The organism is Rhizobium sp. BK060, from assembly GCF_014193145.1.
Lineage (GTDB): Bacteria > Pseudomonadota > Alphaproteobacteria > Rhizobiales > Rhizobiaceae > Rhizobium.
This window is the reverse complement of record NZ_JACHYW010000004.1, coordinates 68,226-90,664: the sequence shown is the minus strand read 5'-3', so window position 1 is coordinate 90,664 and position 22,439 is coordinate 68,226. Positions and strand designations below refer to the sequence as shown.

The following is a 22,439-nucleotide window of genomic DNA, read 5'->3' as shown; positions in this document are numbered from 1 at the left end:
GGCCCTCGCCGCCCCTTTTTGTTTCATCTCGATCTTTGCTCTTTCGGATAGGCGCGCTCCTTGAACTGGATCACCGACTACAAAATTCCTATTGGCCCTTTCGCCAAATCGACCGTCGACTGGCTGACGTCGAGCGGTGAGTGGTTTTTCAACCAGCTTGCTTTCGTTTTGTCGCACGTTATCAATGCGTTGCTTTTCATTCTGCAGGCTCCGCATCCTTTGATCGTACTGGCTGCGATCGTTGGGATCGCTTATTGGCTGCGCCGCTCGATCGGCGTCGCGGTTTTCACCCTGCTCGGCTTGTTGCTGATCATGAACCAGGGCTATTGGAAGGAAACGACGGAAACGCTGGCGCTCGTCCTGGCATCGACATTTGTCAGCATGGCGGTCGGCATTCCACTCGGTATCGCCGGTGCGCGGCGCGCCTGGGTGTTTTCCATCATGCGGCCGGTTCTCGATCTGATGCAGACGATCCCGACCTTCGTCTATCTCATCCCCGCGCTCATCCTCTTCGGTCTCGGCATGGTTCCGGGTCTGATCGCGACCGTAATCTTCGCGATCCCCGCCCCGATCCGCCTGACGCGTCTCGGCATCATCTCGACGCCGCCGTCCCTCGTGGAAGCAGCGGAGTCTTTCGGCGCGACGCCAATGCAGGTGCTGCGCAAGGTCGAGCTCCCCTTCGCCATGCCTCAGATCATGGCCGGCCTTACGCAGACCATCATGCTTTCCCTCTCGATGGTGGTTATCGCGGCGCTTGTCGGCGCCGATGGTCTCGGAAAACCGGTGGTGCGCGCGCTCAATACGGTCAATGTCTCCATGGGCTTCCAGGCGGGTCTCTGTATCGTCATCCTCGCGATTATTCTCGACCGCATGTTCCGTGCGACAGGTGAAGGAGAAGGCGTATGACCGCGGTCCGCTTCGACAACGTCAGCATCGTCTTCGGCGACAAGCCGGAAAACGCCCTCACCTTGGCCGATCAGGGCAAGAATCGCGACGAGATCGGCGCCGCGACCGGTCTCGTTCTCGGCGTGGCGGATGCCTCGCTCTCCGTACAGGAAGGCGAGATCCTCGTCCTCATGGGCCTTTCGGGCTCCGGCAAATCGACCTTGCTGCGTGCCGTGAACGGGCTGGCGCCTGTCGTACGTGGCGAGGTGTCTGTCGCAACGCAAAACGGCCTCTGTAATCCCTACAAGACCACTGCCAAGGGCTTGCGCGACCTGCGCATGCACACCGTCTCGATGGTCTTCCAGCAGTTCGCGCTGCTGCCGTGGCGCACGGTGGCGGAGAATGTCGGCTTCGGCCTCGAGCTCGCGGGTATGCCGGAAGCCGAGCGCAAGAAGCGCGTGGGCGAACAACTTGAGCTCGTCAACCTGACGAAATGGGCCGACCGCAAGGTCAACGAACTCTCCGGCGGCATGCAGCAGCGTGTCGGCCTAGCGCGTGCCTTTGCGACTGGTGCACCGATCCTGCTGATGGACGAGCCGTTCTCGGCGCTCGATCCGTTGATCCGCACGCGTCTGCAAGATGAGCTTCTCGAGTTCCAGCGGCGGCTGAAGAAGACGATCCTCTTCGTCAGCCACGACCTCGACGAGGCGTTCCGCATCGGCAACCGCATCGCCATCATGGAGGGTGGGCGCATCATCCAGTGCGGCACGCCGCAGGAAATCGTCAAGAACCCGGCCGACCAGTACGTCGCCGATTTCGTCCAGCACATGAACCCGATCAGCATGCTGACGGCGCAGGACGTGATGCAGCGCGGTCTCGGACATGCGGCCGCTGGCGCGAGCGTCAGCGGCACGGCGCGCGCCGAGACGCCGCTGATCGACATTCTCGATGCGCTGTCGCGCCAGCCGGGCAGTATCGGTGTCGTGGAAAACGGCGCGATCGTCGGGACTATCTCGGCGCAGGATATCGTCGAAGGCCTGACCCAGCACCGGCGCAAAGAACAGGCTTGATCCCGCCGTCCGCTTCCGTCACAAAGTGGACATGAAAGATCAAGCTTCCGTTCTCAGGGAAACGGACGGAGAAGCCCGCAAACTCGCTCGCACGCTTCTCCGCTCCGCCCGCTATGCCGCAATTGCCGTTCTCGATCCCGGGACCGGCTTTCCCTTTGCGAGTCGCGTCCTGCTCGGCACCGATATCGATGGTGTTCCCGTCATTCTCGTCTCGGGCCTGTCGACGCATACGCGCGCGCTCGACGCGGACCGCCGCGCCTCGCTTCTGACGGGCGAGCCCGGCAAGGGCGATCCGCTTGCCTATCCGCGCCTAACGACCCAATGCCTTGCCGAACCGGTCGAGCGCGACAGCGACATCCACGTCCGGATTCGCAGCCGCTTCCTCAACCGCCATGCCAAGGCAAAGCTCTACATCGATTTCCCGGACTTCCGTTTCTTCCGGCTTGTGCCGCAGTCCGCAAGCCTCAATGGCGGTTTCGGTCGCGCCTATCTGCTGGAGGGCGAAGATCTGACGATTCGATCCCCCGGCAGCGAAGCCGTGGCAGCGCAAGCCGACGCGATAGTGCAAGAATTGCTAGCCATGCGCCCGGATCTCGCGGCTGCGGCTGCGGTGGGCCGGCAGGCCGGCAACGGCGATTGGCGCATTTGTGGAGTGGATTGCGCCGGTTTCGATCTCATTTCGGGTGATTTGCTCCTGCGTTACGAGTTTGATGCCGTTGCGCAGGGTGTTGAGGACATTTATTCACATATACCTAACATAAAATACGCAATACCTGAAATTTAGCTATATACAATCTTGACGCTGTATTGATAGTTTTCGCCGTCCGGCATTGAGCGGGAACGTGCGTTTTTGAAATTAGTTTCACATCGGGAACAGGATATGGATACAATCGATTTAACCGCCAATGCAAACGTTGCCGCTGCCCTGTTGTCGGCTATGGCAAACCCGAAGAGACTTCTCATTCTCTGCAACCTCGTGAGGGGTGAAATTCCGGTCGGTGCGTTGGCGCAGGAGGTCGGTTTGAGCCAGTCGGCTCTCTCGCAGCACCTGTCCAAGCTGCGCGCCCAGAAACTGGTAAAAACGCGCCGCGACGCCCAGACGATCTACTATTCGAGCAATTCCGAGCAGGTTCTCAAAATCCTCGAAGCCCTCACTGACATCTATGCTGTTCAAAGCCGCACCAAGTCTGCGGCGTAAGGATGCGCTGACATAACGTCAGCCTATAAGCCGCACTGCCGAGGGATGCATCCGGAATAGTGTGGCAACCTTGTTTCAGCACGTCTGCATACTTTTAGGCCGGCAGCAATGCCGGTCTTTTTTTGCATATTGTTCGCCGCTGCGCTGCCCAGACGGCAACGTCCGCGGCTTGACGCCCGGAGAAGCGCTGATAATTTGACCGGGCAGTAAAAAACGGCATCAGCCAATACCGGGAACGGCCTCCGAAACGGCCATGGAGAACAGCATGTCCAACCGCCTCAATACCACGCCAAATGACCTGCGGGCCTTTTGGATGCCCTTCACTGCGAACCGTCAGTTCAAGAAGGAGCCGCGTCTCTTCGTCAGCGCCAAGGACATGTACTACCAGACCCATGACGGCCGCCAGGTGCTCGACGGCACCGCCGGCCTCTGGTGTGTGAATGCAGGGCACTGCCGGCCGAAGATCACCGAGGCGATCCGCGAACAGGCGGGCGAGCTCGACTATGCGCCGGCCTTCCAGCTCGGCCATCCCAAGGCCTTCGAACTGGCGAACCGCCTCGTCGATATCGCGCCCGAAGGCATGGATCACGTTCTCTACACCAATTCCGGGTCTGAATCGGTCGAGACCGCGCTGAAGGTCGCTCTCGCCTATCATCGCGTGAAGGGCAACGGCTCGCGCTTCCGTCTGATCGGCCGCGAGCGCGGCTATCACGGCGTCAACTTCGGCGGAATCTCCGTCGGCGGCATTGTCTCCAACCGCAAGATGTTCGGCACCCTGCTGACGGGCGTCGATCACATGCCGCACACCCATCAGCCCGGCAAGAACGCCTTTACCCGCGGCCAGCCCGAGCATGGCGGCGATCTGGCGAGCGAGCTCGAACGCATCGTCACGCTACACGACGCCTCGACGATCGCGGCCGTCATCGTCGAGCCGATCGCCGGTTCGACCGGCGTGCTGATCCCGCCGAAGGGTTATCTGCAGAAGCTCCGCGAGCTCTGCACCAAGCATGGCATCCTTTTGATCTTCGACGAAGTCATCACCGGCTTCGGCCGCCTCGGCGCCCCGTTCGCCGCGCAGTATTACGACGTCAAGCCCGATATGATCACCACCGCGAAGGGCCTGACCAACGGCGTCATCCCGATGGGCGCGGTCTTCGTGACTGCGGAGATCCATGACGCGTTCATGAGCGGCCCGGAACACATGATCGAGTTCTTCCACGGCTACACCTATTCGGGCAACCCGATCGCCTGCGCCGCCGCGCTCGGCACGCTCGACACGTACAAGGAAGAAGGCCTCCTGACCCGCGCTGCGGAACTCTCCGACTATTGGGCCGACGCGCTGCACTCCCTGAAGGATTGCCCGAACGTGATCGACGTCAGGAACACCGGCCTTATCGGCGCCATCGAGCTCGATCCGATCGCTGGCGAGCCGACCAAGCGTGCCTTCACCGCCTTCCTGAGGGCCTATGAGAAAGGCCTGCTGATCCGCACCACCGGTGACATCATCGCGCTCTCGCCGCCGCTGATCATCGAGAAGCACCACATCGACGAACTCTTCGCAAAACTGCGCGAAATTCTGCAAAGCAACATCTGATATCGGCAACGGTAGAGTGCCCGCCTTTTAATCCTCTCCCCTTCCAGAGGGGGAGAGGCATCAAACGCGATGAGCACAAAATACGCGATGACCGACCACCGCTTTGCTCGTCATCCACCGAATGACAAATCTGTATAAGGCCAAGACCTCAATCGCGTTACAGGTCTTGGCCACCGCATTTCTCCGCCAGAAAGGACACGTTCCTTTCGATTGGAGATCATTTCATGTTCACGAGACTGCTTGCGCTTTTCTTTCTGTGCTCGCCGCATTCTCTGCCTATCCAAGCTCTGCCGCGACGGGCGCCAAGCGACAATCGATCCACAGGCAGGTCAGCGACATTTCTCTTGCCTTTCTGGCCAAAGCACTTGCCGCAAAATAGATGGTGCGGCGGAACAGTCGGAATCGCGGATTTCCCGTGAAAACCGTGATTCCGGCGTAGCTCATGACAGAATTCGTCAAAAGTGGCGATCGATTTGCTATCTTCTTGCCTAATCGCTGTGAAATTCCTAAGAAACTTGCTGTGCACCCTGCGAAGCCAAACATGGAAGCCGGGTGTCTCGGCCGGGCGGCTGCTCATCGTCTCTTGGCGCATCCCGCAAGGGCTGTTGTACGATCTGGGCTCGCCGCCGCGGTACTCAAATCGCGGGTTTTGAAACCCACCCAAGGAGAAAGAAAATGAGTCTGAAGACTTTGTCGGCGGCCCTTGTCGCCTCGCTCGCCTTTGCGCCGCTCGCCCATGCAGACATCACCATCGGCCTCATCGCGCCGCTGACCGGTCCGGTCGCCGCCTATGGCGATCAGGTGAAGAATGGCGCGCAGGCCGCTGTTGACGAGATCAACAAGAAGGGTGGCATCCTCGGCGAGAAAGTCATCCTCAAGTACGCCGACGACGCCGGCGAACCCAAGCAGGGCGTTTCCGCTGCCAACCAGATCGTCGGCGACGGCATCCGCTTCGTCGTCGGCCCGGTCACCTCGGGCGTCGCGATCCCGGCATCCGACGTTCTCGCCGAGAACGGCGTGCTGATGGTAACTCCGACCGCAACCGCCCCGGACCTGACCAAGCGCGGCCTCACCAACGTTCTGCGCACCTGCGGCCGTGACGACCAGCAGGCCGAAGTCGCTGCCAACTACGTCCTGAAGAACTTCAAGGACAAGCGCGTCGCGATCATCAACGACAAGGGCGCCTACGGCAAGGGTCTGGCCGATTCCTTCAAGGCAACGCTCAACGCCGGCGGCATCAAGGAGGTGCTCGACGACTCGCTGACCCCTGGCGACAAGGACTTCAGCGCGCTGACAACCCGCCTCAAGGCCGAGAAGGTCGACGTCGTCTATTTCGGCGGCTATCACCCGGAAGGCGGTCTGCTGGCCCGCCAGCTGCATGATCTCTCCGTCAATGCGGTCATCATCGGCGGCGATGGCCTCTCCAACAGCGAGTTCTGGAACATCGGCACCGATGCCGCCGGCGGCACGATCTTCACCAACGCGGTCGACGCGACCAAGAGCCCGGATTCCAAGGCGGCAGCCGATGCGCTGAAGGCCAAGGGCATCCCGGCCGAAGCCTTCACGCTCAACGCCTACGCCGCAGTCGAAGTCCTGAAGGCAGGCATCGAGAAGGCCGGCAGCGCCGAAGATTCCGAAGCCGTCGCCAAGGCGCTGAAGGGCGGCGAGCCGATCTCGACCACCATCGGCAAGCTGACCTACGGCGAAACCGGTGACCTGACCTCGCAGAGCTTCGCGCTCTACAAGTGGGAAGGTGGCAAGATCGTTCCGGCCGAGTAAGCCTTCGATCTCGCGGATGGATCGCCGGGCGTCCCTTTGGGGCGCCCGGTTTTCGTTTGTGGACCAGCCGGCAAGCCGATCTCGCTTTGTCTGACACATGGGTTATAACTGGACAAACGCCAGCACGAGGATGCCCATGACCGCCAAGCTCGAACGCCTCATCGACCAGGGAACGGGCCAACTGCCTGCCGATATCGTGCTGAAAGGCGGGCGCTTCTTCGATCTCGTTACGGGCGAACTTGTGGCATCGGATATCGCTATCGCCCAAGACCGTATCGTCGGCACATGCGGCAACTACGATGGCGAAACCGAGATCGATATCTCAGGCAAGATCGTCGTGCCTGGCTTCATCGACACGCATCTCCACATCGAATCCTCGCTGGTGACACCGCACGAGTTCGACCGCTGCGTCCTGCCCTATGGCGTCACAACTGCCATCTGCGATCCGCATGAGATCGCCAATGTCCTTGGCATCGAAGGCATTCAGTATTTCCTGGATTCGTCCCTCGAGACGATCATGGACATCCGCGTCCAGCTTTCTTCCTGCGTGCCCGCCACGCACCTGGAAACGTCGGGCGCCGATCTGCCGATCGAGCGGTTGTTGCCCTTCCGCCGTCATCCGAAAGTCATTGGCCTTGCAGAGTTCATGAATTTCCCCGGCGTGATCCACAAGGATCCCGTCTGCTTGGCCAAACTCGACGCCTTCCAGGGCGAGCATATCGATGGCCACGCGCCCCTGCTCTCGGGCAACGACCTGAACGGCTATCTCGCCGCCGGCATCCGCACCGAGCACGAATGCACGAGTGCTGCAGAAGCGCTGGAAAAGATCCGCAAGGGGATGCACATCCTCGTGCGCGAGGGTTCAGTGTCGAAAGATCTCGCGGCCCTGATGCCCATTATCACCGAACGCCTGTCGCCGCACCTTGCGCTCTGCACCGACGACCGCAATCCGCTCGACATCGCCGAGCACGGCCACCTTGACTACATGATCCGCACCGCGATCAAGAACGGCGTCGAGCCGCTGGCTATCTACCGCGCCGCATCGATTTCGGCTGCGCGGGCCTTCGGACTGAGAGATCGCGGCCTCGTCGCCCCCGGCTGGCGCGCGGACCTCGTGGTGATCGACAGCCTGGAAAACTGCCGCGCCGATATCGTTTTTGTGGCCGGACGCGAGGTAACCGCCGAACTCTTTGCCACCCGCAAACCGGTGGAGCCCGTCGGCCTCGACAGTGTGAAGGCCAGGCCCGTCAACGCCGCTCATTTCGGCGTGCCGGTCGCCGATGGAGAAACGCCCGTCATCGGCGTCACCCCCGGCAAGATCATCACCGAATATCGCCGCTACCGGCTTCCCGTGAAGGGCAACCAGACCGACGTCGACCTCGGCAACGACATCGTCAAGGTCGCCGTTATCGAGCGGCATGGCAAGAACGGCAACCATGCCAACGGCTTCGTTCAGGGCTTCGGCCTGAAGAAGGGTGCGATCGCCTCGACCGTCGGCCATGACAGCCACAACATCTGCGTCGTCGGCGTCAGCGAGGACGACATGGCGCTCGCCGCCAATCGCCTCGGCGAAATCAACGGCGGCTTCGTGGTCGTCGAGGATGGCAGGGTCACAGGCGAGATCGCCCTGCCCGTTGCAGGGCTGATGAGCCTTGAGCCCTACGAGACGGTGCGCGACACGCTCCACCACCTTCGCCAAGCCGCCTACGCGCTTGGCACGACGTTGGAAGAACCCTTCCTGCAGGTCGCCTTCCTGCCGCTGCCGGTCATCCCGCACCTGAAGATCTCCGACCGCGGAATGGTGGATGTCGACAAGTTCGCGTTGATCGTGTGAGCGCCTAGCCCGCCACCCGCGCGCAGAACGCATCCAGCGCCGCCAGCTTGATCGGCCCGGTTCCGGTCACCGCCTCGAAGCCAGGTATCGCCAGCCGCTCTCCGATCACCATTCCCGCTGGCGGAACGAACTGTGCGGGCTTGCGCGTCAGGTTGAAGACGAAGAGCAGCTTTTCGCTTCCCTTCGAACGCGTGAAGGCCAGAAGATCTTGATTGGTTCCAATGAACTCCATGGTGCCGTCGAGCAGCGCCGGGTGGCCTTTGCGGAATCTGAGCGTCTGCCGGTAGTGATGCAGGACGGAATGCGGATCACTCTCCTGCGTATCGATCGAAAGTGCTGCCTGCTCGTAAGGCACCGGCAGCCAGGATTTCTCGGCCGTCGTAAAGCCGGCATGCGCCTTGGCCGCCTCCCAGGGCATCGGCGTGCGGCACCCGTCACGCCCCTTGAAGGCCGGCCAGAAGCGAATGCCGTAGGGGTCGCGCAGGTCCTCGAAGGCAAGCTGTGCCTCCGGAAGGCCAAGCTCTTCACCCTGATAGAGGCAGATCGAGCCCCGCAGTGCCGCCAGCACCGACATGGCGAGCTTGGCGATAACAGGTCGCTCCGCTTCCGTCTTGGCAAAGCGGCTGACATGGCGGTTGACGTCGTGGTTGGAGAAGGCCCAGCAGACCCATCCATCTGCGACCGACTTCTGGAAGGCGTCGACGCAACTGCGGATATGCGTGGCGGTGAAATCCGGCCCGAGCAGATCGAAGGTGTAGCACATGTGCAGCTTGTCGCCGCCGGTTGTATAGGCGGCCACGGTCTTCAACGAGCGGGCGCCGTCACCGACCTCGCCGACCGTCGTGCGTGCCTCGTAGCGATCGAGCAGAGCCCGGAACCGCTGGAGGAAGCCGATATTCTCCGGCTGCGTCTTGTCATGGAGGTGATTCTGCATGCCATAGGGGTTCGTATCCGGCGCATCGAGGCCGGCGTCACTCTCGTCAGGCGCGTGCGCAGGGTTGTCGCGAAGCAGCTTGTCGCAGAAGTAATAGTTGACGGTATCGAGGCGGAAGCCGTCGACGCCGCGGTCGAGCCAGAACTTCACCGTGGCAAGCACGGCATCCTGAACCTGCGGGCTGTGGAAGTTGAGATCCGGCTGCGAGGTCAGGAAGTTGTGCTGGTAGTACTGCCGGCGCACGCCGTCCCATTCCCAGCCGGGTCCGCCGAAGATCGAGAGCCAGTTGTTGGGCGCAGTGCCGTCCGGTTTCGGGTCGGCCCAGACATACCAGTCCGCCTTCGAATTGGTCCGGCTCGAGCGGCTCTCGATGAACCAGGGATGAACGTCCGACGTATGCGAGATCACCTGGTCGATGACGACCTTGATGCCGAGCCCGTGAGCCGCGGTCATCATCTCGTCGAAATCGGCAAGAGTGCCGAAAATCGGATCGACATCGCAATAGTCCGAAACATCGTAGCCCATATCGGCCATGGGCGATTTGAAGAACGGCGACAGCCAGATGGCATCGACACCGAGGCTGGCGATATAGGGCAATCGCCGAGTAATGCCCTTGAGATCGCCCAAGCCATCTCCGTTCGTATCCTGAAAGGAACGTGGATAGACCTGATAAATCACTGCACCCCGCCACCAGTCCGCCGTCTTGTCCGCAACCGCCACCGTTCATCTCCTGCATTCATGCAATGACGTTGCACACTAAAGCGGGTGGGACAAAAAACAACCTTCAGCCGGAAGCGTCCCCAATGGCCCCGCCAATCCAACCGATTATCAGATCCAAAGCCGCCAGTTCGTAGCTTGTCAGCGAAGTGCTCTGCGCGTATCAGCGAAAGGAGAAAATTCGGGGAGGCTTTCTGTGAGCGGGCGTTTTCTATCGATCGGTGAATGCATGGTGGAGCTTTCGCAGGCCGGCGCCGGCTTGCTGCGCAAGGGCTTCGCCGGCGATACGCTGAACACCGCCTGGTATGCTCGCGCCTGCCTGCCGGCCGATTGGTCGGTGGAGTATTTTACCGCGCTCGGTGACGAACCTATGTCCGATGAGATGATCGCCTTCTTCAAGGAAGCCGGCATCGGCACCGCGTTTATCAGGCGCATCAAGGGCAAGGCGCCCGGTCTCTACATGATCAGTCTGAAGGATGGCGAACGCTCCTTTAGTTACTGGCGCGACAACTCCGCGGCTCGCCAATTGGCAGCTGATGCGGAACTTTTGCGCGAGGCGATCGAGGCCTGCGACGTCATCTATTTCTCCGGCATCACGCTTGCGATCCTGTCGCGCAATGACGCCGACACGTTGCTGGCCGAGGTTCGCCGTGCCAAGGCGGCCGGCAAGATTGTTGCCTTCGACCCCAACATTCGCCCACGGCTCTGGTCGGGCTATGACGTGATGCATGCGACAATCAGCGAAGGCGCGCGCGCCTCTTCCCTGGTGCTGCCGAGTTTTGATGACGAGGCAACTCACTTCGGCGACGTCTCGATAGCGGCAACGATCCAGCGGTATCGCACACTTGGGGCTGCCGATGTCGTCGTCAAGAATGGCGCGGAAGGCGCTACGCTGAGTTTCGATGGCGTGGAGAACTTCGTCCCGGCTGAAAAGGTCGAGCAGGTCGTCGACACGACAAGCGCCGGTGACAGTTTCAATGGCGCATTTCTCGCACGCTATCTCGAGACCAGGAACGCTGCGGCCGCAGCCGCATTTGCCGCAAAGGTCGCCGCACGCGTCGTCAGCGAACACGGCGCCCTCGTCGCACGGGAAAAGCTCGGCCTGAAGAAGGCCTAGGCAGCACCGCGCCCCGCTAAAGACCACTCATCTGTCGGCGTAACGCGACTGTAATATTTCCATCATCGACGGCCGCCAGAATAGGAAGCGCGGGAATCGAGTCTCCGGGCCTACCCGGAATTGAGCCGGCGCCCCGCGGCGCGGCGTGGATGGAATTGGGGCGTGCTGCAACATATGTCGGATGTTGGAAGCGACGAAAGCCTGGCTATGTCTCGGCAGGGCGTGGCGGAACGGCTGGTTATTGTCAGTGATGCCTGGCATCCTCAGGTCAACGGCGTCGTTCGCTCGATCGAGAATACCAATCGCGAACTCGCGAAGATGGGCATCGAGGTGGCGATGGTGACGCCGCAGGGCTTTCACAGCATCCCCTGCCCCACCTATCCTGAAATTCGCCTTTCGATCGCCAATTATCGCCGCGTCGCGCGCGAGATAGAAAAGCACATGCCGTCCTACGTTCACATCGCGACGGAAGGCCCTTTGGGTCTCACGGCGCGGCGCTGGTGCCTGAGGAACCGCATGCCGTTTTCCACCAGCTATCACACCCGCTTTCCGGAATATGTCTCGGCGCGCCTGCCGGTACCGAAAAGCTGGCTCTACGCTTTCGTCCGCTGGTTCCACAATTCGGGTGCGGGCTGCATGGTCGCAACGCCAAGTCTTGCGCGTGAGCTCTCCGAGAAGGGTATCCGCAACCTGATGCCATGGAGCCGCGGCATCGACGCCGGCCAGTTCCACCCGACACCGCTGGAAGATGCACCGTTCGGACTGCCCCGCCCGGTCTTCATGACGGTTGGCCGGGTAGCATTGGAGAAGAACCTCCCGGCCTTTCTGGATCTCGACCTGCCCGGATCGAAAGTCGTCGTGGGTGACGGACCGGCCCGCGCCGAACTCGAGAAGCGCTATCCGGATGTACTTTTCACCGGTCTGAAAGTCGGCGAGGAACTGGCAAAGACCTATGCCCAGGCGGACGTCTTCGTCTTCCCATCGCTGACGGATACGTTCGGCAATACGATTCTGGAGGCGCTTGCCTCCGGCGTTCCCGTCGCTGCCTACCCCGTGACTGGGCCGCTCGACATCATCGGCGAAGACAACGAGGTCGGCGCACTCGACAACGACCTGAGGACAGCCTGCTTGGCGGCTCTGTCTGCTTCGCGCGAAAAGGCCCGTGAACTTGCCCAGCGATATTCCTGGGAAGCGGCGACCACGCAGTTCATCAACAACATTCGCGCCGCCAACGGCGTCATCACGCCAAAATGGAAAAAGGCTTGGCAGTTTGCCGCCAAGTCGCTGCCAAGAACGAAAAAGCCCGGCGAGGCCGCCGGGCCTATCTCCTCAGGAACCTGATCCCGTCATTTCCTGAGCGCGTCGCGCAGCGTCTGGTTGGCGACGGAAATCGCGCTGCGCACCGCCGGCGTCTCGGCAATGGCGTTCAGAAGCACGAAGTCGTGGATCGTGCCGTTGTAGCGGATCGAGGTCACCTTCACGCCGGCCTGGCTCAGTTTCCGGCCATAGGCCTCGCCTTCATCGCGCAGCACGTCGTTCTCATCGGTGATGATCAGTGCCGGCGGCAGACCGTTCAATTGATCGAGCGACGCCTGCAGCGGTGAAGCCGTCGGCTCCTTGCGCTTGGCTTCATCAGGCAGATAGGCGTTCCAGAACCACTTCATCGCTTCCTTGGTCAGCCACGGGCCATTGGCGAACTGATTGTAGGAGCCGGTCTCGAAGTTGGCGTCGGTCACCGGATAGAAGAGAACCTGCTGATCGATTGCCGGGCCGCCGCGCTCCTTGGCAAGCAAGGTGACTGCCGCCGTCATATTGCCGCCCACACTATCGCCGGCCACCGCCAGGCGGCTCGCATCGACATTGAATTCCTTCTCGTGCTCGGCAACATATTTCGTGGCGGCATAGGTCTGTTCGATCGCGATCGGATAACGCGCTTGCGGTGAGCGCTCGTAGTCGACGAAGACGACGGCGGCCTTGGCGCCATTGGCAATCTCGCGGACGAGCCGGTCATGCGTGTCGGCATCGCCGAGAACCCAACCGCCGCCGTGGAAATACATGACGACAGGAAGCTCGCCCTTCGCGCCTTCCGGACGAACGATGCGCAACTTGATGCTGCCGGTCGGACCGGCCTTGATCGTCAGGTTCTCTTCCTTGGCGGCGAGCTTCCTGACGTCGCCCTTCTGCGCGCCGGCAAGAACGCCGCGGGCGTCGGACGGAGACAGCGTATAGATCGGCTTGGCGCCGGCCAGCGCGTCGATGAACTTTTGGGTCGTCGGTTCCAGCACCGGATCGGCAGCGGCGCCGAAGGCGGTGGCTGCCAGGATGGTTGCTGCGCAGACTGCGGTCTTGATGGTCGACATCGTCTTGTCCTTTTGGTTGCGGTTCGTTGTGAACACGCATTATATTTATCGAACGATTATTTATTACGCGATATAAATCTGAGCATGGCAGCCATGCAAAAAGTATGCTTGCGACTATTTATCGTGCGATATATTATTGTGCGATTTTGGAGATCACGATATGAGCGACGACCTGAATCTCGACGATTTCATCTGTTTCGCCCTCTACACCGCGAACCACGCGATGAACCGCGTCTACAAGCCGATGCTGGACGCACTGAACCTGACCTATCCGCAATACCTGGTCATGGTCACGCTCTGGAAGGAAGATAGCCAGACGGTGGGTGCCATCGGCGCGAAACTGCTCCTCGAATCGAGCACCCTCACCCCCCTCCTCAAGCGTCTGGAAGCGACCGGCTACGTCAAGCGTGAACGCGGCATGGACGACGAACGTGTCGTCATTATCCGGCTGACCGAGGAAGGCCGGGAACTTAGAAAGCGCGCAGCTTCCATCCCCGGCTGCATCGTCAGCGCGTCGGGCCAGGAATTCGCTGAACTGAAGCGGCTAAGGGCGGAGGTTGTTGCGCTACGCGATGCGTTGGAGCGCAGCGCAACCTGAACTCGCTCTATCAGGTCCGTTTCTTCTTTGATTCGTACGGATTGTCAGGCGAGCGGTAGTGAATGCGGATCGGCACGCTCGGCATGTCGAAATCAGCACGCAGGCCATTGATCAGATAACGCGTATAGGATTCCGGAAGCGCGTCCGAACGCGTACAGGAGATCATGAAGGCCGGCGGACGCGCCTTCACCTGCGTCATATACTTGAGCTTGATGCGGCGGCCGGAAACGGCCGGCGGCGGGTGCTGGACCTGCTGCTGTTCCAGCCAGCGATTGAGACGTGCCGTCGAAATACGCTTGTTCCAGACCTTGTCCGTGTCAATGATCGACTGCATCAGCTTGTCGAGACCGCGGCCCGTCTGGCCGGAAATCGGCACGGCGCGGATGCCGCGCGCTTGCGGCAGCAGCCGGTCGGTCTTTTCACGCAGGTCAGCCAGGACGGCCTGTGGATCCTCGATCATGTCCCACTTGTTGAAGGCGAGAACGGCAGCCCGGCCCTCGCGCAGCACGAGATCGACAATGTGCAGGTCCTGCTTCTCGAACGGGATCGTCGCATCAAAGACGATGACGACGAGTTCGGCAAATCGGATGGCGCGCAGCGTATCGGCAACGGAGAGCTTTTCCAGCTTCTCGATCACCTTCGCCTTGCGGCGCATGCCTGCCGTGTCGAACATCTTGATGGTGCGACCGCGCCAGTCCCACTCCACGGAGATGGAATCGCGCGTGATGCCGGCTTCCGGTCCGGTCAGCAGCCGGTCTTCACCGAGGAAGCGGTTGATCAGCGTCGACTTGCCGGCATTCGGGCGGCCGACGATCGCCACACGCAGCGGCTTGCTGTCGTCGTAAGCCGGCTCTTCCTCTTCTTCGCCGTCGGCACCGGTCGACTGCGGGATATCGACGTCGGTGACGGCGACATCTTCCTTCGGCGGAAACGCACGCTCCTCGCCAAGGGCTGCAACGATCGCGTCACGCAGGTCGAGCATACCCTGTCCGTGTTCGGCCGAAATCGGCGTGGGCTCCCCGAGGCCCAGCGAGTAGGCATCGTAGAAACCAGCGTCGGAGCCGCGCGCCTCGGACTTGTTGGCGACCAGTATCACCGGTTTGCCGCGACGGCGCAGCATTTCGGCAAGCGCCGTATCGACCGGCGTCAGACCGGTCTTGGCATCGACGACGAACAGAGAGAGATCGGCTTCGTCGATCGCGGCCTCGGTCTGCGCGCGCATGCGGCCCTGCAGGCTCTCTTCGTGGGCCTCCTCAAGGCCAGCGGTATCGACGATGGTAAAGCGCAGGTCGATCAGCCGCGCGTCGCCGGGGCGGCGGTCGCGGGTGACACCCGGTGTGTCATCGACGAGCGCCAGCTTCTTTCCAACCAGACGGTTGAAAAGCGTCGACTTGCCGACATTCGGGCGACCGACGATGGCGACCGTGAAGCTCATTGAAATTCCTTACATTCAGCCCTATGCGGCGGGCGCCTTGCCGGATGCGGTGATGTTATCAAGCATCATCTGGGCACGATTGGCAACATTGCGGGGGCTCTGCGCGTCGTCGGCGATCGCCTTGAACCACTGGCGCGCCTGCGCCATATTGCCGGCCTTGTAGGCGGCAAGACCGAGCGCTTCGCGGGCCGAGTGGCGGAAGGCGTTGCTGGGCACTGCCATTTCCTCGACCTGGGCGGAAACCTGCTCGTAGGTGCCGCCTTCGATCAGCAGCCAGCCGGCGCGCATCTTGGCGGCGTCGCGAACCGCCTGCGGCGCTGCTGTGTCCTTGCCGATCGCGTCGAAAGCGGCAACGGCGCCCGCTGCGTCGCCCTTTTGCGCCAGCACGGTCGCCGAGCGCATACGCGCAAGGATCGGATAGGCTCCGTGACCTTCCTTCTCCAGCTTCGCGAGGGCAGCGAGTGCCTCGTCGGTCTTGTTCTCGTCGGCGAGTTTCATGGCAGCGATGAACTGGTCGCCGGTACCGGAGGACTTGTTGTCGTCCCAATACTCGTAGGCCTTGTAGCCGATGGTACCGAGAACGATGAGGACAGCGAGCGCAATCAGGTAGCGGCCGAACCGGCGCCATGCGCCCTTCACCTGGTCGGAACGCAGTTCCTCATTGACTTCACGAATGAAGCTGTCGTCGTTGAATGCCATTCTCGTCTCCGGCCACGGATATGCTTCGGCATGCGGGTTGCACGCACATTGTGGGGCCTTCTACCCCATTTTTCAGCAGTTGTAAGGGGGATCGGAAAGATTCGTCACATTACGATCGGGGCCACGCCAATCAACAACTCGTGCAGCTTGAACGTGATGAGTGCCCAGGCAACGACGCCGATGATCGCGGCATAGAGGTCATATTTGCCGGAGACGAAGGGCCGACGGGTAAGCTCACCGGCGCGCTCACGGCGCTTCAGCGCAATGCGGAGGATGACGCCCCATGCAAGGAAGGCGCCGAACAGCAGCACCGAGGAGGTCTCGCCGTTTGCCAGCAGATGCGACAGTGCCCAGATCTTCACCGACAAAACCATCGGATGCTTCGTCTTGACCGCGATATGCCCCGCCGGCAGCAGCGAGGCGGCCAGACAGATCATGGCGAGCAACGTTAGCGTCAGAGCGATGTGCGCCATCCAGACCGGCGGATCGTAGAGCATGCCAGTCACCTGGCGGGCCTGACCGAAGCCGTAGATCAGCAGGATCAGGGACAGGATGCTGACGACAGAGTAGACGCCTTTCCAGCCGCTCTCGCCGAGACGGTCGATCATGGATTGGCGAAGACCGGGCGCAATCACACGTATCAGATGAAGCCCAAGGAAAATGACGATCCCGACGATGAGCAATGCCATGGTGATCTCCTGTGCGTTTTCCGAGACTTAGCCGGAGACACGCAAAAACGCCAGCGTCACCGCAGCTTCGCCGCATTTCTGTAACAGGAAAGCCGCAAACAAATTGTCGCGGTGTCTATGTTTCGTTCGTTTTTCAAAGCCTCCCTTACCCTTTCTTTGTTCATTCCTGGTGCAGCGGGCGCCAGCGACCAGCCGAAGCAGCTGGTGATCATCTCGTTCGACGGCGCACACGACAACGCGCTCTGGCAAAAGAGCCGTGAGATGGCGGCGAAAAACGGCGCGCATTTCACCTACTTCCTCTCCTGCACTTTCCTGATGAACCTGGCAGCGAAGAAGGCCTATCAGGCGCCGCACCAGAAACAGGGCAAGTCGAATGTGGGCTTTGCCCAGAGCGACGATGAGATCCGCGAGCGGCTCGGCAATATCTGGCACGCCCATCTTGAGGGCCACGACATTTCGAGTCATGCCTGCGGCCACTTCGATGGCCGCCAGTGGAGCGAAGCCGACTGGTCGAAGGAGTTCGCGACCTTCCACGCCACGCTGAAAAACGCCTGGAAGAGCGTCGACCTGGAGGAGCCGAAAGGCTGGCAGGATCTGGTCGACCGAGGCATCCGCGGCTTCCGTGCCCCCTATCTCTCGGCAACGCCGGGTGCCGACATGATCGCGGCAGAGAAGAAGGCCGGCTTCGCCTATGACGCAAGCCTGGTGACGAAGGGACCGGCCATGCCCGTCGAGGAAGCCGGCATCGTCCGCTTCGGCCTGCCGCTGATCCCCGAAGGCCCGCGCGAGAAGCCGATCATCGGCATGGACTACAACCTCTTTGTTCGCCACTCCAACGGCACCGAGGACAAGGCCGATTCAAAGGCATTCGAAGACCGCTCCTATGCGGCCTTCAAGGAGGCCTTCGACAAGCAGTATGCGGGCAACCGTGTTCCGCTGCAGCTCGGCTTCCACTTCGTCGAGATGAACGGCGGCGCCTACTGGCGCGCGCTCGACAGGCTCGTCAGCGATGTCTGTCATCGCGCGGATGTCGCCTGCGTCAGCTATTCCGACGCGATTCCCATGATCGAGGCACGTGGCAAGCTGCGGGAGCAGGCACAAGCCTCGGGTCTTTAAGCGCGCATTCGGCCTCTTCCCGCTTCTTGCCGGGTGTGAAAGGCGGCGGCGTGAACACGCAACGCTCGGGCTGCCCGATCAATCTGACTCCAGAAACGCTCGGGGATCACCGGTTGGTCAAGGAGACGCTCCCCTGCATGCGCAGAACATCTGGCATCCACACGCCGACGCTGCCATAAATGAGCTTCATCGAGGGAGGCATCATGATGCAGAAGAATGCGCCGGACTTCAGCCTTCAGGGCAAGGTGACTTTGGTGACGGGAGCGAGCCGTGGTATCGGTCGAGCTTGCGCACTAGCCTGTGCCGCAGCAGGTTCCGATATTGTTTTGGGGGTCCGCGATGTCGCGGCGTCGGCGGGCCTGGTTGCCGAACTCGAGGGTGCGGGACGAAAGGTTCTCCCTGTTGAACTCAACATTCCCAATAAGGCCCACATCGCACAAGCCGTCGAGGCGGCGCTTACGACGTTCGGTCGGATCGACGTCCTCGTCAACAACGTCGGCGTGGCGCCGGGCAATCTCGCGGAGCTCGTTGAGGAGAAGGACCTTGACGAGATACTCGATGTCAACATCAAGGGCACTTTCCTGATGACGCAGGCCGTTGGCCGTCACATGATCGAGCGCAATAGCGGCCGAATCATCAACATCAGCTCACAGGCCGGTACCGTGGCACTGCGCGGCGAGGCAATCTATTGCATGAGCAAGGCGGCAATTAATCACCTCACGCGCTGTCTTGCGGCTGAATGGGCACGCTATGATGTCACCGTAAATACCGTATCGCCGACGTTCATCCACACGGATGGTACAGCACCGTTTCTATCCGATGCCGACAACCACAAAGCAACGCTTGGTCACATTCCACTTGGCCGGATCGGCGAAACCGATGATGTGGTGGGTGCCGTCGTTTTCCTTGCATCGCCGGCCGCGAGCCTAATCACAGGCGCGAACCTGCTGGTGGACGGCGGATGGTCCGTCGCCTGAGGTCGAGGCGCTCCTGGAGTGGCCAGTCTTACGCGGACGAAAACGGCAATCTCCCCGGATAAGGATCGCCTTACGGCAAAGGCGGTGGCGATCTAAGATTTCGACCACCAGCGAGAAGCAACCGCCGTGCGCCTCTAGCCTAAAGCCAGAAACGACAGCAACGAAGTGAGGACGCCTGCCTTGCGGTCCATAGCTTTCCGCCACGGCCATCTGGTCCGTTTGCCATGAACGCTTATGCGACTAGTTCTTATACTAGGTTACCCTCCTCTCATTGGCAGAGAGAAAACGACCGGGAGCAAGCCATGTGCCGAAATATCAAACCGCTGTTCAATTTCGATCCGCCAGCGACAGACGAGGAGATCCATGATGCCGCGCTTCAATTCGTGCGCAAGTTGAGCGGCACCACCAGGCCATCGAAACGCAATGAGGCCGCGTTCGAGCACGCGGTCATTTCGATTGCGAGATGCGCCCACGAGCTGCTCAATTCGCTGGAGACTTCTCAACCGCCTCGCGATCGTGAGGAAGTAGCTGCAAAGGCCCGCGCGAGAACTGCAATCCGGTTCGCGTAAGAGAGTCCTGTCGCGCACAGGAGATCATCGTTCGGGTCGACGAGGTGAACATCCGGCCAGCGAAAGGTCAGGTTCAACAGACCGAGCCGGTCAATCAACGGCCACCCTTGGCGCAAAGGCCGTCTGCGCCCTCGCCAAGGCATGGCAGCATTTATGACCGAGTTCCGGCTTTCTGCAGCCGACGACGTCAGCCGTCGGCGTGGATGATGCCGGCCTCACGCTCCAGGTAGCGCTGGTCGATATCAGGCAGCGGCTCACCCTCGATCGCGGATTCGAAAGTGCGCAGGCGCTTGTAGATCGACAGGAGCTCAACGATCGTCGTCCAGGAATTGACGAGATACTGGAACGAGCCGCGCACCTGATCGAAAACATTGTTGATCTGCGTCATCAGGCCGAGCGTCAGCTTACCGGCGACGATCGACGGCACAAGCACGATCAGGCTGAACAGGTTGTCGGCCTGCAGATAGAAGATGCGGGCGACGTTGAAATACATGTAGTGAAAATAGAGGCGGAAGTAGTTGCGGCGCACGTTGGCGAAGAGTTCGGCCACCGTCGGCGGCGTCGCGCGGTCCGCATGGTCCTCACCGTAGACGAGCTCCTTGCGATAGGACGCTTCGACGCGCTGGTTGCGGAACTCGAGCCCCGGCAGCTTGATGCCGACGAGCCCCAGGAACACGGTTCCGAAGATCGACCAGAAGATCGCCGCCCAGACGAGCGCATGCGGCACTTCGCCAATCAGCGGCAGCTCGGTGATGTTGGCACCGATCTTGAACAGCACCGGCAGGAACGCGATCAGCGTCATGACCGAGCTGACGAGGCTGACGCCGAGGCTTTCAACCGTGGAGGAGAAGCGCATCGTGTCTTCCTGAACACGCTGCGAGGCACCCTCGATGTGTCGAAGCTTCGGCCAGTGCGCCATGTAGTATTCGTTCATCGCCGTGCGCCAGCGGAATATCCAGTGGCTGACGAAGAACAGGTTCAGCACGCCGACGGTGATTGCCACGAAAGCGATGCCGGCAAAGCCCAGCATGCCGAGGTAGAGCTGTGCCGCGGTGACTGGCGCCGTCTTCGCGAGCGCCTGCTGGATCAGGTCGTAGAACGGTCCGTACCAGGCGTTGATGGCAACGCTGACCTGCACCGAGAAATAGGTGTTGAAGATGATCAGCGCGGAGCCGAGCACCGACCACATCTGCCAGCGGTGCGGGCTGTAGGCGAACCAGAAGCCGGCAAAGAGCGCGACCGCCAACACATAGTAGATGTAGAACCATAGGAACGGGGCCGACCAGAAGACAGACACACCAATCGGCGATTCCAGACCTGGTGCCAGCGGCGGCAGACCAATTGCTGCGCCGAGGCCGGAACCCACGAAATACCAAAAGAGAACGGCAAGAAGCGCCCAAGCAACAGCTGAGATGAAGAAGAGCCTAGGCTTGGGGAAGTAGGATACGAACACGGGAGAGGTTGCTTTCCTGAACTGGAGTCTTCGGAGTCTCTAACAGACCAATTGCGGCGAAAACTACGGCAGTTCGCAAAGAGCGGCAATGGGCTCGCCCCATTGTTACGCACTTGTAACGCGCTACGACAACTTCCTGGCGACCGGTATAACCAGCGCCGCACACACGAGCAGCGCTGCGGCCGCGGCATAGGTCGGCGTCGTGAAGCTGCCCGTTTGCTCGGCCATCCACCCCGCGACAATGGGGCCGATGATCTGCCCGACCCCGAAGGCGGCCGTCATCGTCGCGAGTATCCGGCGCGGGCTGGCCGGCGAAAGTTTGCGGCCGATCTGCAGTCCATAGGCGGTAATCGCGAGGAAGGTTGCTCCAAACAGCGCGCCGCCGATAAGCGGAGCCACCGAGTGCGGCAGGAGTACGGTCGCCAGCACGCCAGCTGCCTCGATCAGCAGTGCGGCCACATACACCTTCCCCAATCCCAGCGGGCGGACGAATGGCTTCCAGGCGAAGAGCGCCACCGAAGCGGTCAGACCGGCGATGAACCAGCAGAGAAACTCGACAGTCGGTCCGGCAGCATCCATGCGCGCGATCGTGACCAGAAACGTGCCCGTGATCACATAGCCGAACCCGAACAGGCCATAAGATGCCGTGACGAGCAGCATCGGCAGGCTCCAGGCGATCCGCGGTTCCTTGCCGGTCTGTGCCGCGGCAGCCGGGCCTGCCGGCAGCAACCACCAGACCGCCAGCAGACTGACCGCCGAATAGATGGCGCCACCGATCCAGGATGCGCGCCAGGCGTCTGCGCTTCCATCAAAGAGCAGTCCCACCAGCAGCACCATAACCGATGAAAGCGCGATACCGGCGCCTGGCCCCCCGAAATGCGCCGCCTGCACGTGATCGTTGCCGGCGATCGCCCCGTGGCTGAGCACAATCTGCGAACTGAAAACGAGAGCAAAGGCGCTCGCAACGCCGGCGAGGAACCGGATGACGGCAAAGGCCGAAACCGATGTCGTCGTGGCCATGGCCGCCAGAAGGACTGCTGTGGCCGCAAGAGCAAGAAGCGCGACCTTGCGCTCGCGTCCTGTCGCCCAGCCATAGGCGGCCAGCACGGCACCGACGAGGTAACCGACGAAATTCGCCGAAGCGATGAAGCCGGCATCTGCGGCCGAAAGCGGCACGCCGCTGATCATGCTCGGCAGGATCGGCGTATAGGAAAAACGGCCGAAGCCCATGGCGGCAGCCATGGCGATAGCGCCTGCGAGGCCGGTTCGAAACAGGTTTTCGGGGAAGGTGTCATTGCGTGCCAACATGGATTGCTTATCGCGCTGCAGCATGGCGCCGACAATCAAGAATTTCTGATCGATCGATCAATCGCACGAAATCATGCATTCGCCCTTGAACGCAATTATCTTACGAT

At 61.1% G+C, this 22,439-nt stretch carries 20 protein-coding genes; 13 read left to right on the top strand and 7 right to left on the bottom strand.

Annotated elements, in window-relative coordinates; all coding sequences use genetic code 11:
- Positions 1-60 precede the first annotated feature (60 nt).
- The 7 genes from choW (at position 61) to ade (ending at position 8,360) form a co-directional block, all read left to right on the top strand.
- Positions 61-906 (top strand): choline ABC transporter permease subunit, encoded by an 846-nt coding sequence (gene choW / locus FHT71_RS05920; RefSeq protein WP_007789864.1) that lies wholly within the window; start codon positions 61-63, stop codon positions 904-906.
- The gene (gene choV / locus FHT71_RS05915; RefSeq protein ID WP_132588821.1) at positions 903-1,955 is read left to right on the top strand and encodes a choline ABC transporter ATP-binding protein; all 1,053 of its coding nucleotides are present in this window, start codon (positions 903-905) and stop codon (positions 1,953-1,955) included. Before choW ends, choV begins: the two co-directional genes overlap by 4 nt.
- A gap of 31 nt (positions 1,956-1,986) precedes the next feature.
- Positions 1,987-2,739 carry a pyridoxamine 5'-phosphate oxidase family protein gene (locus FHT71_RS05910; RefSeq protein WP_183719234.1) on the top strand — a complete coding sequence of 251 codons (753 nt, stop codon included), beginning with the start codon at positions 1,987-1,989 and terminating at the stop codon, positions 2,737-2,739.
- Between the two features lie 96 nt (positions 2,740-2,835).
- Positions 2,836-3,153, top strand: a complete 318-nt coding sequence (locus FHT71_RS05905; RefSeq protein WP_007789858.1) for a metalloregulator ArsR/SmtB family transcription factor — start codon at positions 2,836-2,838, stop codon at positions 3,151-3,153.
- 265 nt (positions 3,154-3,418) lie between these two features.
- The gene (locus FHT71_RS05900; protein ID WP_132588823.1) at positions 3,419-4,747 is read left to right on the top strand and encodes an aspartate aminotransferase family protein; all 1,329 of its coding nucleotides are present in this window, start codon (positions 3,419-3,421) and stop codon (positions 4,745-4,747) included.
- A 675-nt stretch (positions 4,748-5,422) separates the two neighbouring features.
- Positions 5,423-6,526, top strand: a complete 1,104-nt coding sequence (locus FHT71_RS05895; protein ID WP_007789853.1) for a branched-chain amino acid ABC transporter substrate-binding protein — start codon at positions 5,423-5,425, stop codon at positions 6,524-6,526.
- Between the two features lie 136 nt (positions 6,527-6,662).
- Entirely contained in the window at positions 6,663-8,360 is a 1,698-nt protein-coding gene (ade, locus tag FHT71_RS05890) for an adenine deaminase (protein WP_132588824.1), read from the top strand.
- A gap of 4 nt (positions 8,361-8,364) precedes the next feature.
- Here the strand turns inward: ade and FHT71_RS05885 are convergent, their stop codons facing one another.
- Complete coding sequence (locus FHT71_RS05885) at positions 8,365-10,014, bottom strand: alpha-glucosidase (protein ID WP_132588825.1); 1,650 nt, start codon at positions 10,012-10,014, stop codon at positions 8,365-8,367.
- A 193-nt stretch (positions 10,015-10,207) separates the two neighbouring features.
- Between FHT71_RS05885 and FHT71_RS05880 the strand changes: the two genes are divergently transcribed.
- Both FHT71_RS05880 and FHT71_RS05875 read left to right on the top strand, forming a co-directional pair.
- On the top strand, positions 10,208-11,128 hold the full coding sequence (locus FHT71_RS05880; protein ID WP_132588826.1) for a sugar kinase: 921 nt from the start codon (positions 10,208-10,210) through the stop codon (positions 11,126-11,128).
- A 207-nt stretch (positions 11,129-11,335) separates the two neighbouring features.
- Entirely contained in the window at positions 11,336-12,469 is a 1,134-nt protein-coding gene (locus FHT71_RS05875) for a glycosyltransferase family 1 protein (protein ID WP_210294086.1), read from the top strand.
- Positions 12,470-12,474: 5 nt separating this feature from the next.
- Here the strand turns inward: FHT71_RS05875 and FHT71_RS05870 are convergent, their stop codons facing one another.
- On the bottom strand, positions 12,475-13,488 hold the full coding sequence (locus tag FHT71_RS05870; RefSeq protein WP_132588827.1) for an alpha/beta hydrolase: 1,014 nt from the start codon (positions 13,486-13,488) through the stop codon (positions 12,475-12,477).
- A gap of 160 nt (positions 13,489-13,648) precedes the next feature.
- On the opposite strand from FHT71_RS05870, the gene FHT71_RS05865 reads away from it, so the two are divergent.
- Positions 13,649-14,086: a MarR family transcriptional regulator gene (locus tag FHT71_RS05865; protein WP_007789838.1), complete on the top strand. Its 438-nt coding sequence runs from the start codon at positions 13,649-13,651 to the stop codon at positions 14,084-14,086.
- A gap of 10 nt (positions 14,087-14,096) precedes the next feature.
- Here FHT71_RS05865 and der read toward each other — a convergent pair whose 3' ends face one another.
- The 3 genes from der to FHT71_RS05850 form a co-directional block, all read right to left on the bottom strand.
- Entirely contained in the window at positions 14,097-15,521 is a 1,425-nt protein-coding gene (gene der, locus FHT71_RS05860) for a ribosome biogenesis GTPase Der (protein WP_007789837.1), read from the bottom strand.
- A 21-nt stretch (positions 15,522-15,542) separates the two neighbouring features.
- Positions 15,543-16,220, bottom strand: a complete 678-nt coding sequence (locus FHT71_RS05855; protein ID WP_183719232.1) for a tetratricopeptide repeat protein — start codon at positions 16,218-16,220, stop codon at positions 15,543-15,545.
- Between the two features lie 104 nt (positions 16,221-16,324).
- A complete protein-coding gene (locus FHT71_RS05850) occupies positions 16,325-16,909 on the bottom strand; it encodes an NnrU family protein (protein ID WP_183719231.1) in 585 nt (194 codons plus the stop codon).
- A 117-nt stretch (positions 16,910-17,026) separates the two neighbouring features.
- Between FHT71_RS05850 and FHT71_RS05845 the strand changes: the two genes are divergently transcribed.
- The 3 genes from FHT71_RS05845 to FHT71_RS05835 all read left to right on the top strand — a co-directional run bounded on the left by FHT71_RS05845 (position 17,027) and on the right by FHT71_RS05835 (position 19,571).
- Entirely contained in the window at positions 17,027-18,025 is a 999-nt protein-coding gene (locus FHT71_RS05845) for a polysaccharide deacetylase (protein ID WP_132588830.1), read from the top strand.
- Between the two features lie 206 nt (positions 18,026-18,231).
- Positions 18,232-19,002 carry a glucose 1-dehydrogenase gene (locus FHT71_RS05840; RefSeq protein ID WP_183719332.1) on the top strand — a complete coding sequence of 257 codons (771 nt, stop codon included), beginning with the start codon at positions 18,232-18,234 and terminating at the stop codon, positions 19,000-19,002.
- 302 nt (positions 19,003-19,304) lie between these two features.
- On the top strand, positions 19,305-19,571 hold the full coding sequence (locus tag FHT71_RS05835; RefSeq protein WP_132588877.1) for a DUF2277 domain-containing protein: 267 nt from the start codon (positions 19,305-19,307) through the stop codon (positions 19,569-19,571).
- A 187-nt stretch (positions 19,572-19,758) separates the two neighbouring features.
- On the opposite strand, the gene sbmA is transcribed toward FHT71_RS05835, so the two are convergent.
- Both sbmA and FHT71_RS05825 read right to left on the bottom strand, forming a co-directional pair.
- The gene (gene sbmA / locus FHT71_RS05830; protein ID WP_132588831.1) at positions 19,759-21,024 is read right to left on the bottom strand and encodes a peptide antibiotic transporter SbmA; all 1,266 of its coding nucleotides are present in this window, start codon (positions 21,022-21,024) and stop codon (positions 19,759-19,761) included.
- 123 nt (positions 21,025-21,147) lie between these two features.
- Entirely contained in the window at positions 21,148-22,356 is a 1,209-nt protein-coding gene (locus tag FHT71_RS05825; protein ID WP_183719229.1) for a YbfB/YjiJ family MFS transporter, read from the bottom strand.
- Positions 22,357-22,439 lie beyond the last annotated feature (83 nt).

What these genes read in the sequence shown, in the direction of transcription:
- FHT71_RS05855 (WP_183719232.1), bottom strand. Translation starts at nt 16,220, where the DNA reads ATGGCATTCAACGACGACAGCTTCATTCGTGAAGTCAATGAGGAACTG.
- FHT71_RS05845 (WP_132588830.1), top strand. Translation starts at nt 17,027, where the DNA reads ATGTTTCGTTCGTTTTTCAAAGCCTCCCTTACCCTTTCTTTGTTCATT.
- FHT71_RS05865 (WP_007789838.1), top strand. Translation starts at nt 13,649, where the DNA reads ATGAGCGACGACCTGAATCTCGACGATTTCATCTGTTTCGCCCTCTAC.
- FHT71_RS05835 (WP_132588877.1), top strand. Translation starts at nt 19,305, where the DNA reads ATGTGCCGAAATATCAAACCGCTGTTCAATTTCGATCCGCCAGCGACA.
- FHT71_RS05900 (WP_132588823.1), top strand. Translation starts at nt 3,419, where the DNA reads ATGTCCAACCGCCTCAATACCACGCCAAATGACCTGCGGGCCTTTTGG.
- ade (WP_132588824.1), top strand. Translation starts at nt 6,663, where the DNA reads ATGACCGCCAAGCTCGAACGCCTCATCGACCAGGGAACGGGCCAACTG.
- FHT71_RS05905 (WP_007789858.1), top strand. Translation starts at nt 2,836, where the DNA reads ATGGATACAATCGATTTAACCGCCAATGCAAACGTTGCCGCTGCCCTG.
- choV (WP_132588821.1), top strand. Translation starts at nt 903, where the DNA reads ATGACCGCGGTCCGCTTCGACAACGTCAGCATCGTCTTCGGCGACAAG.
- FHT71_RS05895 (WP_007789853.1), top strand. Translation starts at nt 5,423, where the DNA reads ATGAGTCTGAAGACTTTGTCGGCGGCCCTTGTCGCCTCGCTCGCCTTT.
- FHT71_RS05875 (WP_210294086.1), top strand. Translation starts at nt 11,336, where the DNA reads ATGTCTCGGCAGGGCGTGGCGGAACGGCTGGTTATTGTCAGTGATGCC.
- FHT71_RS05850 (WP_183719231.1), bottom strand. Translation starts at nt 16,909, where the DNA reads ATGGCATTGCTCATCGTCGGGATCGTCATTTTCCTTGGGCTTCATCTG.
- FHT71_RS05840 (WP_183719332.1), top strand. Translation starts at nt 18,232, where the DNA reads ATGCAGAAGAATGCGCCGGACTTCAGCCTTCAGGGCAAGGTGACTTTG.
- der (WP_007789837.1), bottom strand. Translation starts at nt 15,521, where the DNA reads ATGAGCTTCACGGTCGCCATCGTCGGTCGCCCGAATGTCGGCAAGTCG.
- FHT71_RS05910 (WP_183719234.1), top strand. Translation starts at nt 1,987, where the DNA reads ATGAAAGATCAAGCTTCCGTTCTCAGGGAAACGGACGGAGAAGCCCGC.
- FHT71_RS05825 (WP_183719229.1), bottom strand. Translation starts at nt 22,356, where the DNA reads ATGCTGCAGCGCGATAAGCAATCCATGTTGGCACGCAATGACACCTTC.
- FHT71_RS05870 (WP_132588827.1), bottom strand. Translation starts at nt 13,488, where the DNA reads ATGTCGACCATCAAGACCGCAGTCTGCGCAGCAACCATCCTGGCAGCC.